We start from the raw sequence: 11,878 nt of genomic DNA on the forward strand, positions 1-11,878 counted from the left end.
GAGCGCTCACATATCGAGCCGGACCATCGTCGCTCCGGCTTCTACAAGGTTGTAGAACAGTGTGGGGCGGGTGAATTGGCACGTCAAGAGGCAGTCGAGACCAGTGTCGACGAACGAACCGGCAGACCTGCCGAACCCGGTACGGATATGGCTGTCCCAGGATGCGGTTCGCGAGGTAGCCTTCCGAGACCGTCGAGGGAGGACACCGATGCCCGCGCCCACGCTCTTCGACTACTCGGACCACAGTCCGTACTCGAACCCCGGAAATCACGCAGGATTCTTCACCGAGCTGAGCACCGAGCCGGACGACCTGCACCAGTTCGTCTGCTCCGCCGTCGTGCACTACCGGGCCGGGAGCCCGCAGCTGACCGAGGCGCAGAAGGCCGACCCCGACCGCCGCTGGCTCACCTCGATACTGGACGCCGCCGAGGCGCGCGCGCCGCTCGACGGACCGCGCACGAGAGCGCAGCAGGTGGCCGGCTGCTGCCGTGACCACACCCTGGTCTCGCTCGGCGTGCTGCGCACGCACGGCGTCCCCGCCCGGTCCCGGATCGGGTTCGCCAGGTACTTCACACCCGGCTGGCATGCCGACCACGTGGTGGGCGAGCGCTGGGACGGCAGCCGCTGGGTTCGGTTCGATCCGGAGCTCGACCAGGACGACTTCGACTTCGACGTGAACGACATGCCCACCGGGCCCGAGTCACCGTTCCCGACGGCGGCCGAGTCGTGGCTCGCGATCCGTGCCGGGACCGCCGACCCGGCCACGTTCGGCGTGGACCCGGACGTGCCGCGGCTGCGCGGCAGGGACTTCGTGCGGGACTACGTGCTGCTCGAGGTGGCGCACCGGCACCGCGACGAGCTGCTCCTCTGGGATCTGTGGGGATCCCGGCTCAGCAGCCCCTTTGTTCGCGAGGCGGAGCGCTGGCCGGCGTCGGAGTGGGTCCAGGAGGCCGGCCTGCCGGGTGCGGACACGTCCGACGCCGAGCTCGATGCCATCGCCGACGAGCTCGCCTACCTGCTCGTCGCGGCCGACGCCGGGGACGCCGAAGCCGCCGACCAGCTCGCCGAGCTCTACCGCGAGGACGTGCGCCTGCACCCGGGCGAGCGCGTGCTCACGCTCTCCCCCACGGGCCACGGCGGCATCACGGACCTGGCCGCCACCCACTGACCTGTGGTGCGGGTCAGAGGCGTCGGTCCAGCTCGTCCAGGACGTCGCTCACGCCCGCGTCGATCTTCACGGTCGCGTACTTGTCGCCGCGGGTGATGCCGCGGTTCACGATCACCACGGGCTTGCCCTCCGTGGCGGCGTGGCGCACGAAGCGCAGCCCGCTCATCACGGTCAGCGACGAACCGGCGACGAGCAGGGCGTCGGCGGAGTCCACCAGGGCGAACGCGCGCTCTACGCGCTCGCGCGGCACGTTCTCCCCGAAGTAGACGATCTCCGGCTTGAGCACACCGCCGCAGAACTCGCAGGGCGCCGGCCGGAAGTGCGCGGTCGACTCGATGACGGCGTCGGCGTCGGGCGCGATCTCGATGTCCGCGACGTCACCGACGGACTCGAGGAAACCGGGGTTGAGCGCGTCGAGCCGCTCGGCGAGGTGCGTACGCGAGATGACCCGGCCGCAGGACAGGCAGATCACCCGGTCGTAACGTCCGTGCAGGTCGATGACGTTGCGCGAGCCCGCGTCCTCGTGCAGCAGGTCCACGTTCTGCGTGATGATCCCGGCGAGGAGGTCGCGCTCCTCGAGCCGGACGAGAGCCTTGTGCCCGGTATTCGGCAGCGACCGGTTCACGTGCTTCCAGCCCACGTGGTTACGCGCCCAGTAGTGCCGGCGGAACTGCTCGTCCCCCACGAACTGCTGGTAGGTCATCGGGCTGCGCGGCGGGGAGTCGGGCCCGCGGTAGTCGGGGATGCCGGAGTCGGTCGAGATCCCGGCGCCTGTGAGCGCCGTGAACCGGAGGCCGGCGAGCACCTCGACGGCGTCGTCCACGGTGGTGCGGGCAACCTCGACGGGCTCCGGCTGCCAGGTGGTGGGTCGGACTTGAGGGAACACCCTACGAGGGTATGCCGCGTACCGGCCGTCGACGCCGTCGTGTGTTCCATTTCGCACGGGACCGCATCCGGCTAGCCTGGGATTTCTTTGCACCGGAGCACAAGGGGACTCGTGGGCGACTCAGCGATATCAAGGATCGACAGCACCCTGGCCGGCGACGACTTCGCGTGGTCCGTGACCCTCGTCGGTGAGGATCAGTCGGACAAGCTGGCCACCCTCGCCCAGTACCTCGATGACGGCCACTCGAGCACCGGGGACGGCAAGCGCGTCCCGTCCGGATACGCCTACTGGGGCATCGGTCCCACCATCGCCTGGTTCAACGCGTCGAACGACCCGACCTACATGGTGATCAAGGTCGGTACCGAGATGTTCCGCAGACAGTGGCGCAGCATCTCGCCGCTCGTCACCGACGAGTGCGTACACCTGGTCAGCCTGGGCGTCGGCACCGGCGCCAAGGACGGGATGTTCCTGGAGACGATGCGGCGCGCCCACCCGTCGATGCTCTACATCCCGGTGGACATGAGCGCCGAGATGCTCCGGACCGGCTCACGCACGGCCGTCCGGGACGCGCACTTCCCGCTGGACCGCTCCCTCGGCCTGCAGATCGACCTCTCCCTGGACGGCAACCTCGAGGAGCTCAAGCTGTTCCTCGACCGCCTCGTCGACGACGAGCCGATCCTGTACTCGCTGGTCGGCAACACGGTCGCCAACTTCGACGGCGACGCCGAGTTCCTGAACGGCATCGCCAAGGTGCTCCGCCCCCAGGACCGGATGCTCGTCGAGTTCGCGACCACGGAGAGCCTGTCCGACGACGCCGTGCACGACGCCGAGGTCGAGTACCGCCAGACCCGCGGGTTCGTGGAGTTCGTCGCGAGCGCCGTCCGCTACAACACGGACCTCAAGATCGATCTCGAGCAGATTAGGTTCGCCGGCTCGGTCGAGGACGAGAGCATCCTGCTGAAGGTGTTCTGGCAGAACGCCGGCTCCGAGGTGATCCGGATGCTCATCCCGGGCAGCCGCCCGATCCGCCTGAAGCCCCAGGACACCATCCGGCTGTACACGACCCGGAAGTACACGACGGAGCGGATCGACCAGCTGGTCGCCGGCGCCGGTCTGCGCACCACCCACATGCAGCGCGAACGCTTCCGGCACACGCAGCGACACAACCCGTTCGGCCTGGAGCTGCGCATCCTGTCCCACGACGAGAACGCACCCGTCGAGCTGCCGACGTTCGACGTGTGGAAGTGATGCAGGCCCAGCTGCGCCTGCTGCGGCGACAGGTCCGGGTGGCGTGGTCGAGCCGCCGCTGGGCCCGCCGACGGCGCGTCGTCGTCGCGGTGATCACGTACGCCCTGCTCGGCATCGCGTTCGTGCTCGGGATCCTGTGGATCCTCGGCATCGGTCCCGAGTGGGAACCCTGGGTCAACTCCCTGACCCTCCTGGCCGGTGTCACCGGCCTCGTCGTGGAGCGGCAGAACGCGGAGACGGAACGCCGCTCAGAGGTGGTCGCGTCCGTCGTCTTCGAGCTGCAGCAGAACCGCGCGATCGTCGAGCGCCGCCTTGCCGGGCTCCGGACCGGCGGGGAGCGCGCCCTCTCGGTGAGCCCTCGGCTCGCACTGTCCGCCGTCGACGCCGCGCTCGCCTCCGGCGTGCTCAGCCGTACGCCCGACAGTCCGCTGGTGGGCAAGCTGCACCGCTGGCGGGAGCAGGTGCAGGGCTACAACTGGCGCCGTGACCTCACGGAGTTCGAGCTCATGCTCATCAAGTACCAGGGCGGTGCGGACGCCGGGTCGAACCTGTCCAGCCTGGCGAACGAGCGGCTGTACCTGCTCCGCCTCCGTACGCTGCTCGACCAGCTCCACCTGGCACTGCCCCAGGTCTGAGGGCAGGACGGCGGGCTCAGCCGCGCCGCGCCTCGAAGAACTCCCGGAGCAGCGCGCCGCACTCCCCCTCACGCACACCGCCGAGCACCTCGACCTCGTGCAGCGCGCGCTGGTCACGCACCAGGTCCCAGACGGAACCGGTGGCGCCCGCCTTCGGGTCCCATGCCCCGAGAACCAGGCGCCGCACGCGGGCCTGCACCAGTGCTCCCGCGCACATCGGGCACGGTTCGAGCGTCACCACGAGCGTGCAGCCGGTCAGGCGCCACTCGCCGCGCGCCGCGGCGGCGGCCCGCATCGCGAGCACCTCTGCGTGGGCGGTCGGGTCCCCGGTCGCCTCCCGCTCGTTGTGCCCGACGCCGATCACCCGTCCCACCTCGTCGAGCACCAGGGCCCCGACCGGTACATCGGCTGTGCCGAGGGCACGGCGGGCCTCGTCGAGGGCGGCGCCCATCCAGTTCTCCCAATGGGCGCGGCGCTCCGCGACGGTCATCGCGCTCAGGCCCTCCGACGTGTCAGCCACACAGTCACCCTAGTGACCCGTACGCCGGACGCCACGGTGCGCCGGCGGCTCCTGGTGTGGGCCTGGCAACGTTCTGCGGTTCCACGCGGTGCCGCCGCACAACCGCCCGGTAGCGTTGGCCCCATGCGCCTCCACGTCGTCGATCACCCCCTGGTCGCCCACAAGCTGACCGTCCTCCGGGACGAGACCACCGCCTCGCCCACCTTCCGCCTGCTCGTCGACGAGCTCGTGACGCTCCTGGCCTACGAGGCCACGCGGGACATCGCCACGGAGCCGCACGAGGTGAAGACACCGGTCACCACCATGACGGGCACCCGCCTCGCGTCGCCGCCACCGCTCGTGGTGCCGATCCTGCGCGCCGGACTGGGCATGCTCGACGGCATGAGCCGCCTGCTCCCGACGGCGGAGGTCGGGTTCCTCGGCCTCGTGCGCGACGAGGAGACGTTCAAGGCCGTCACGTACGCCAACCGCCTGCCCGACGACCTCACGGGGCGGCACGTCTTCCTCATCGACCCGATGCTCGCCACGGGCGGCACGCTGGTCGCCGCCATCGACTACGTGCTGGAGCGGGGAGCTCGCGAGGTCACGGCGGTCTGCCTCCTGGCGGCGCCCGAGGGCATCCAGTTGCTCGAGGAGCACGTGGGCGACCGCGCGAACTTGTCCGTCGTCGTCGCGGCGGTGGACGAGCGGCTCAACGAGAAGGCGTACATCGTGCCCGGCCTGGGCGACGCGGGCGACCGCCTCTACGGGATCGTCTGAGCCAGGGCGTTACGGCCGGGCGTTGGCGCCGGTGTGCGGGCCGAGCGTCACGCCCGGCTGGCGGTCGCATCGTTGCAGGTGCCGTACTCCCACCAGCGCCGCACCCACTCCTGTCCCGCGGCGGTCGGTGTCACGTCCGGAGCCGGCTGGCACTCGACGCCCACGCAGTTCCTGCCCTCGACCTTGAACGACCACTCCACCTGGTGGCCCCTGCCTTCCAGCGGTCGGTTGAGCCGCACGGTGACAGTGCCCTCGCTGCTGACGGGGGTCTGCCGGGTGAGTGTGAGCGTCGTCGTCTGGCCGGCGGGGACCGCCTGCTGAGTTCCGACGTCCTCGCTGCTCTCGCGGACCAGATTGCCCATCCAGTCGTGAGCGGTCCGGTTGTGCACCGTCGCGGTGAGCTGTACCAGGCGGTCGTCGGAGCACTGCGCGGCGGTCTCGACCGATACTGCCTCGGCGGGCCAGGCGAGCTGTGCGCACGACTCGAACGAGACGTTCATCGTGTCCAGTGTCTTGCCCGCGGCCGTCAGCTGGGCGGTCTCGGTGCCCCAAGCGACCCGGTACTGGATCTCCTCGGTCGCCCCTGCCGCCACCGTCCTGGTCACGTCTCCCACGTGGAACCGCACGGGCAGCGTCGACTTCGTGTTGTCAGCCGTGACGGCGAAAGTCTGCACCGAACGGTCCCGCGCAGCGTCGAACTCGCATGCCCCCGCGGTCACAGGCGCGGCACCCACATCCGGCGAGATCAACGCTGCGTCATAGTGGGCCTTGGGGTGAGTCTTGGGCACAACCCGCTGAGCCGGCGGATCACCGTCCTCGTCGACACCATCTCGTGAGAGACGGAAGACAGCGTCACCCTCGGGGACGTGCAGGCTGCCCGTGTTCACCGAGAAGTTGACTGTGCCGCCAGGCGAGGCGGTGCGAACCACGGACTCCAACTCGCCGCCATCCACCCGGACGACCATGACGGCACTCAGCGTCTCTTCCGACTTGTTGATCAGCGTGCCCTCGACGGTCACGGTGCCGCCCGGGTTGGCCGTACGGGCGCTCGTTTCGGTGGTCCACGACGGCGCGTAGCAGTCCACAGCCTGGTGATCGCCTGCCGGCACGGGCGTCTTGTAGGTCTGGCCGTCCACATCCGTGGCCAGGACGAAGTTCGCCTGGCCCGCCGGAACCCGCAGGCCGTCGTGCACCGTCAGCGCGGTGGACTCCCCGGGGGCGAGGGTCTTGCCCGAGGAATCGGTACTGCCCGCGGCCTGGAGGGCTACCCGTACCGGACGCTGCGTCGTGTTGACGTAGGTGCCGGTCACCACCGCCTTGGCGGTGGTAACTCCTCCCTCGGCGAGGCAGGAGGCGGCGACCTTGCCCACCCCCTTCGCGGCGTCCACCCAGGCCGACGTCGCGGTGAGCGTCGACGTGACGGCGTACGCGTTGCCCTGGGGCACGACGGGGCTGATGTTGGCGGCACCGAGCACGACAGCCGCCGCCGACTGCATGTCAACCGCAGTCGTGATGTTCAGCGAGAGATCGCGGGTCTCGCCGGTCTCCAGCGCGGCACCCGCGTCCGTGCCCTCGGACGGCGCACAGAGCCACGTGTTCGGCAGCTCGGCGGACACGCAGGGCAGCTCCGGCTGCGTCGACGTGGGCCGGACATCCTTGGGCAGCGACACCTTGACGGCCCACCCGGCGGGCACGGTGCGGTCGCCCGTGCTGCTCACACGGACCGGCAGCGCGGTCGTCCCCGGGCTGCCGAGCGAGACGTCATCGGTCGACGCGGAGAGCTCCGGGCCGAACGGCGCCACCGTACGGCTCGGGAGCTCGATCGGCTGGTGGGCGAGGCCGTCGGCCCAGACCTCGGCGCCGATCGGGTAGTCACCGCCCGCGTTGGCCCGTACGGGCACCTGGACGTCGTGCTGCTGTCCCGGCTCGACCTCGCCGAGCGAGCAGAGCAGCACGTTCGTCTGCTCCGTCGGCGTGCAGGCGGCCGGGCCGTCGTTCCCGATCGGCCCCACCGTGGCGGGCGGGGTGGGCGACGCGCTCGGGTGAGCCTGCATCTCGCCGTCGGACGGGGTCGCGGAACCGGCGTCGGAGCCGCTCGCGCTGCTCTCGCCGGAACTCGCACCGGTGTCGGTGCCGGTACCTGACGGTCCTGCGGTCCGGGCGTCGCCGGTCTGGGTGTCGCCGGAACCTGCTGGCGGCTCCACGGAGCCCACCAGCCGGCCGCCCACACCGGTGCCGAACGGCCCGTCATCCGGGGTCAGGGTGAGCCCCGGCGGAAGCGTGATCAGCAGCTGCGTGCCTGACGCAGCGACCTCGCCCTCGTTCGAGACGGCGAGCTTCAGGTGCTGCTGCTTGCGCGGTGCCAGGGGCTCCGAGGCGTCGGTGTAGCCGACACGAAGAACCGCGTGCGTGCTCGGGTCCGGCTCGATGTTGATGTCGGTGGGCAGCACGGGCTTGCCGTTGATCTCCTCGGCACCGGGCAGCTCACGACCGTCGTTCGTGGCGATCACCGCGTCGGTGGCCACCCGCTCGCCGTCGGCGGGGCCCGCGATCTGCAGAGCGGCGACCATGCTGACAGCGGCGACCGCGATGGCTCCCGCCGCAACGCTGCCACCGGTCGCGGCAGCCGCGGCCGAGGCGAACGCACCGGCCGTGGCGGAGACCGCCGACGACACCGCGCCCGAGAACGTGCCGGTCGAGGCCACGCCGACGGTCGCGGTCGCCGGCGCACTGCCGACCGCCGCACCCGCACCGGCCTTGGCCGCGACCACGATCCCGCCGATCGGCGCACCCGCGCCGACCAGAGCCAGTCCGCCCGCACCGAGCACCAGCGGAGCGATGACCGTCTTCATGCCGTGCGCGACGTCGTGCAGCTCGAGCACGAGGGCACTGCAGGTGCCGCAGGTGCCCAGGTGGTCGGCGATCTTGGCGGTCTCCCGCTTGGACAGGCTGTCGCGCACGTACCCGCCGAGCAGCGGGTTCACGGAGCGGCACGTGTCCGACGGAGCATGCGTCAGGTGCTGCTGCAGGTAGCCGGCGCGCAGTGCTTCCTTGGCCCGGTAGAGCAGGGCGGAGACGCCGTTGGGGCTGAGTCCCAGCACCGGCGCCACCTGTGCGGGCTTCAGGTCGTCGACCAGCACGTACCAGAGCACCTCGCGCCAGCGCTCGGGCAGGTCGAAGTAGGCCTTGGAGACCACGCTGCGCTCGAAGCCGGCGAGCGCGGGGTCCTCGTCGGAGGCCACCCGGCCGAGGACCGACTCGATCTCGTCGTCCGTGCTGGGGCGCGTTCGCGCGGCACCCCGGGAGACGTCGAACGACCGGTGACGAACTACGGTGTACAGGTAGGGACGGAACCCGGCGTCGGGTCCTGCGCCGCGACGGAGCATCTCGAACAGCTTGCTGAAGGCGTCGGCCACGACGTCCTCGGCGTCCGCGGGCGAGACGTACTGGCGTGCTAGCGCGCGAGCGGCGGCCGCGTGGCGCTCGTACAGCACGCCAAAAGCATCGCGGTCACCTGACCTGACCTGCAGGATCAGTTCCGCGTCACTCGGAGTTTCCCCCGTGCTGCTCTCGGCTTGCTTCACGTCTACCCAGACTCTCTGCCGTGTCCTGCCCAAGACTATAGAGCCACGCCGGGCTTCTAGGGGGTGGAAAAAACATTTCCTACGTGAACTCAGGGTGAAGTGCGATACACCACCCTCGAAGGTGCGTCATGATGTATCCCCGTGAGGGTCCCATCATCATGAGTGAGTCACAGCAGGAGGCGCGGGTGCGTGTGCATGACCTGCGTGAGCGGTGGCGCGCTACGAGTCTGGCGTCGGTCTGGATCCGGCCGAACGACTGGGAGCATCCGGCCGCCGAAGCGCTGGCCGAGGCGCTGGCCGAGGGCCGCGGGGTGATCGCCCCCGCGGAGCGCCTTGGCGCCGCACGGGCCGCCATCGGTGCCGGGATCACCGAGGCGCTGGACGACGTCGCCTGCCTCTATGCCGCCTTTGGTCGTCCTACCGACGTGGGCGCGGTGCGTGCCGCGGCGATCGGTTGGGTAGGAGAACGCGAGCGCGTGCCCTATCAGGTGGCGACGCACGATCCGTCGACAGGCCTGCCGACCGGCGAGTACCTGGGCGAGCGCCTGCGCGAGACCTACGGCACGGCGCAGCGCGCCGGCTCCACCGCGGGGACCTCCCACTGCCTGCTCGTGCTCGACGTCGGCCTCGACAGCCTGGACACGTGGCAACGGCTCGCGCGTTCCGCCGCCATCGGCCGCACGCTGCACCAGGTCTTCGGCGAGGGACATCCGATGGCCGCGGTGGGCGACGGCACCTTCGTGGTGCTGTGCGAGCGTGGCCCCGCCACCGCCGAGCTGGGCCAGTCGCTGCGTCGCGTCGTGGAGCGCAACGCCGAGGTGCTCGGCCTCACGACCGAGGTCCGCCGGCCGACCCGGGTCTGGGTCGAGCGCCTGCCCGGAACGCACGACGACGCGCTGCTGCTGCTGGACCACCTGGCTCGCTGAGCCCTCAGAACCGCACCGCAGGGCGCCTGCTCATCGTCGAGCAGGCGCCCTGCTTCGTCGGGTCAGGGCTTCGTCGGGTCAGCGCGGCTGGAAGGTGAGGCAGTCGGCGTGCCCCGGCTCCTCGGGCCCGGCGCCCACGCGGATCGATGATGCGCCGCACTCCAGGCTGTCGTTGTGCACGCACTCGCCACGCTGGCAGGCGCCGACGTGTGCGATGACCTTCTCGAGGCCGCCCTTGGTGCTCAGCGGGATGAACGTCGCGCACGAGGCGTCGCCCTCATGGCCCGCGATGGTGACGGCGCCGGCGTGGCAGCCGTGGTCGTGGTTGTAGCCGCAGCCGTCGATCGAGCACTCGGCGACCTCGGGCATTTCCATCAGCGTGCTCATGACTTTCACTCCTCGCGTGGTGCGGTGGACCATCCGGAATAGCTAGATCCTATTCCGGAAATGCAGAACGCGTAGAGCAAGGAATGCCTTACCTATCTTTCCGGCGCACATTCCGATTAACGAAAGAATTGCATTGCCGAAATGGCGGAGCGTCCGCAGGGACCACTCAGCTGTCGCGCCGGGGCGACGGGCGCCAGAGCACCACTGCTCCACCGCCGACGCCGCGGTGCTCGAGGTCGACCCGCATCGCCGCGCTGCGGACCCGCTGGCCCCGCTGTACCACGACGACGTCACCGGCGGCCGGGCCCGCGGCGAACACGCGTCCCTCCTCCTGGACACGCATGAGCAGGTCACCGAGACGTTCTTCCAGGACCGAGACGTGCGCCTCCAGGTCGAGGATGCGCTTGATCCCGGCCAGGTTGATGCCCTCGACCTGCGCGAGCCGCTGCACCTGCAACAGGCGCGCCACGTCCCGGCGGGAGTAGCGGCGGCCCCGGCCCCGGGTACGCCGGGGTACCACCAGGCCGAGCCGGTCGTACTGCCGCAGCGTCTGCGGGTGCATGCCCGCGAGCTCGGCGGCCTTGGAGACGGTGAGCACGGGTGCGTCGTCGTCGACCATGTGCCCCTCCCTGTCTCGTTCGATCCTGTCTCGTTCGTTCGGGATTGCGTGCGGGCAGATTAACCGACTGCGGCGCGGTGGGACATATGCCCCACCGCGCCGAAGGTTATTCCGCCGCCCGTTCGGCCAGCCCGGCGCGTATGTCCTCGCCGTCGCTCTCCGCTGCGAACGTCTCGAGCGCCTGCTTGGCCTTCTTGCTGAGCTTCTGCGGCACGACCACCTGGACGCTGACGAGCAGGTCGCCCTTGGCCGAAGCTGTCTGCACGCCACGCCCCTTGACGCGGAGTGACCGGCCCGACGGCGTCCCCGGCGGCACCTTCAGCCGCACGGTCGAGCCGTCCAGGGTCGGCACCGTCAGTGCCGTACCGAGGGTCGCCTCAGCGAAGGTGACGGGTACGGTCATGCGCAGGTCGAGCCCGTCCAGCGTCCAGACGGGATGTGGCGCCACGTGCACGGTGACCACCAGGTCGCCCGCGGGGCCACCGGCGACACCCGGCTTGCCCTTGCCGCGCAGGCGGATCTTCTTGCCGTCGTTGATGCCCGCCGGGATCCGGGCCGTGATGGTGCGGCCGTTGACCTCGAGATCGGCAGTGGTGCCCTCGACCGCCGCGCGGAACGGCAGGGTGACCTGCGCGACGATGTCTGCCCCAGGGGTCGGTGCATTGAATCCTGTGGGACCCGCCGAGCCATAGGCCGACGGCCCCCCGGCGCCGAACATGGAACCGAGGATGTCCTCGAAGCCAGGACCTGCGCCGCCGCCCTGCGAATAGCGGACGCGCGGCCCACCCCGGCCGGCCGATCCCCCGCCGCCGAACATGGCGCCCATGATGTCCTCGAAGCCACCGGCACCAGCACCGCCCGGCCCCGCGGAGAAGCGCGCGCCGCCCGCCATGGCACGCACGGCGTCGTACTGACGGCGTTGCTCCGGATCGGAGAGCACCGCGTAGGCCTCGCCGATCTCCTTGAACCGAGACTCAGCGGACGCGTTGCTCTGGTTCTGGTCCGGGTGGTACTGGCGCGCCAGCTTGCGGTAGGCCTTCTTGATGGCCGCGTCGTCGGCGTCCTTGGGCACGCCCAGCACGGCGTAGAAGTCCTTCTCCATCCAGTCCTGACCGGTCATGGCACCTCCTTCCGCGTTGCTGTAGG

Annotated in this window: 11 protein-coding genes; 5 read left to right on the plus strand and 6 right to left on the minus strand. The window is 70.4% G+C overall.

Annotated features, from left to right (window positions below; translation table 11 throughout):
• Nucleotides 1-208 precede the first annotated feature (208 nt).
• Entirely contained in the window at nt 209-1,168 is a 960-nt protein-coding gene (locus LUU90_RS25265; RefSeq protein ID WP_275006992.1) for a transglutaminase-like domain-containing protein, read from the plus strand.
• A 13-nt stretch (nt 1,169-1,181) separates the two neighbouring features.
• Here the strand turns inward: LUU90_RS25265 and LUU90_RS25270 are convergent, their stop codons facing one another.
• Nucleotides 1,182-1,991 carry a Sir2 family NAD-dependent protein deacetylase gene (locus tag LUU90_RS25270; RefSeq protein WP_425596301.1) on the minus strand — a complete coding sequence of 270 codons (810 nt, stop codon included), beginning with the start codon at nt 1,989-1,991 and terminating at the stop codon, nt 1,182-1,184.
• Between the two features lie 174 nt (nt 1,992-2,165).
• On the opposite strand from LUU90_RS25270, the gene LUU90_RS25275 reads away from it, so the two are divergent.
• Both LUU90_RS25275 and LUU90_RS25280 read left to right on the plus strand, forming a co-directional pair.
• The gene (locus LUU90_RS25275; RefSeq protein WP_275006996.1) at nt 2,166-3,302 is read left to right on the plus strand and encodes an L-histidine N(alpha)-methyltransferase; all 1,137 of its coding nucleotides are present in this window, start codon (nt 2,166-2,168) and stop codon (nt 3,300-3,302) included.
• Entirely contained in the window at nt 3,293-3,937 is a 645-nt protein-coding gene (locus tag LUU90_RS25280) for a hypothetical protein (protein ID WP_275006997.1), read from the plus strand. The genes LUU90_RS25275 and LUU90_RS25280 overlap by 10 nt, the downstream gene beginning before the upstream one ends.
• Nucleotides 3,938-3,953: 16 nt before the next feature.
• Here LUU90_RS25280 and LUU90_RS25285 read toward each other — a convergent pair whose 3' ends face one another.
• Nucleotides 3,954-4,388 (minus strand): nucleoside deaminase, encoded by a 435-nt coding sequence (locus tag LUU90_RS25285; protein WP_425596302.1) that lies wholly within the window; start codon nt 4,386-4,388, stop codon nt 3,954-3,956.
• Nucleotides 4,389-4,580: 192 nt separating this feature from the next.
• On the opposite strand from LUU90_RS25285, the gene upp reads away from it, so the two are divergent.
• Complete coding sequence (gene upp, locus LUU90_RS25290) at nt 4,581-5,216, plus strand: uracil phosphoribosyltransferase (RefSeq protein ID WP_274998012.1); 636 nt, start codon at nt 4,581-4,583, stop codon at nt 5,214-5,216.
• A gap of 47 nt (nt 5,217-5,263) precedes the next feature.
• On the opposite strand, the gene LUU90_RS25295 is transcribed toward upp, so the two are convergent.
• Nucleotides 5,264-8,710 carry an RNA polymerase sigma factor gene (locus LUU90_RS25295; protein WP_275006998.1) on the minus strand — a complete coding sequence of 1,149 codons (3,447 nt, stop codon included), beginning with the start codon at nt 8,708-8,710 and terminating at the stop codon, nt 5,264-5,266.
• A 248-nt stretch (nt 8,711-8,958) separates the two neighbouring features.
• Between LUU90_RS25295 and LUU90_RS25300 the strand changes: the two genes are divergently transcribed.
• Nucleotides 8,959-9,726: a hypothetical protein gene (locus LUU90_RS25300; protein ID WP_275006999.1), complete on the plus strand. Its 768-nt coding sequence runs from the start codon at nt 8,959-8,961 to the stop codon at nt 9,724-9,726.
• A gap of 78 nt (nt 9,727-9,804) precedes the next feature.
• Here LUU90_RS25300 and LUU90_RS25305 read toward each other — a convergent pair whose 3' ends face one another.
• From LUU90_RS25305 to LUU90_RS25315, 3 genes are all read right to left on the minus strand, one after another.
• Nucleotides 9,805-10,113, minus strand: a complete 309-nt coding sequence (locus LUU90_RS25305) for a DUF1540 domain-containing protein (RefSeq protein ID WP_275007000.1) — start codon at nt 10,111-10,113, stop codon at nt 9,805-9,807.
• A 166-nt stretch (nt 10,114-10,279) separates the two neighbouring features.
• Complete coding sequence (locus LUU90_RS25310; RefSeq protein WP_275007002.1) at nt 10,280-10,732, minus strand: heat shock protein transcriptional repressor HspR; 453 nt, start codon at nt 10,730-10,732, stop codon at nt 10,280-10,282.
• Nucleotides 10,733-10,838: 106 nt separating this feature from the next.
• Complete coding sequence (locus tag LUU90_RS25315) at nt 10,839-11,852, minus strand: DnaJ C-terminal domain-containing protein (RefSeq protein WP_275007004.1); 1,014 nt, start codon at nt 11,850-11,852, stop codon at nt 10,839-10,841.
• Nucleotides 11,853-11,878: the final 26 nt, after the last annotated feature.

The sequence above is a fragment of the Promicromonospora iranensis genome, assembly GCF_028994775.1.
GTDB lineage: Bacteria > Actinomycetota > Actinomycetes > Actinomycetales > Cellulomonadaceae > Promicromonospora > Promicromonospora iranensis_A.

Excerpts from the sequence above, each read along its gene's own strand:
- LUU90_RS25265 (WP_275006992.1), top strand. The coding sequence starts at position 209 with ATGCCCGCGCCCACGCTCTTCGACTACTCGGACCACAGTCCGTACTCG.
- LUU90_RS25285 (WP_425596302.1), bottom strand. The coding sequence starts at position 4,388 with ATGGGCGCCGCCCTCGACGAGGCCCGCCGTGCCCTCGGCACAGCCGAT.
- upp (WP_274998012.1), top strand. The coding sequence starts at position 4,581 with ATGCGCCTCCACGTCGTCGATCACCCCCTGGTCGCCCACAAGCTGACC.
- LUU90_RS25300 (WP_275006999.1), top strand. The coding sequence starts at position 8,959 with ATGAGTGAGTCACAGCAGGAGGCGCGGGTGCGTGTGCATGACCTGCGT.
- LUU90_RS25305 (WP_275007000.1), bottom strand. The coding sequence starts at position 10,113 with ATGAGCACGCTGATGGAAATGCCCGAGGTCGCCGAGTGCTCGATCGAC.
- LUU90_RS25310 (WP_275007002.1), bottom strand. The coding sequence starts at position 10,732 with ATGGTCGACGACGACGCACCCGTGCTCACCGTCTCCAAGGCCGCCGAG.
- LUU90_RS25315 (WP_275007004.1), bottom strand. The coding sequence starts at position 11,852 with ATGACCGGTCAGGACTGGATGGAGAAGGACTTCTACGCCGTGCTGGGC.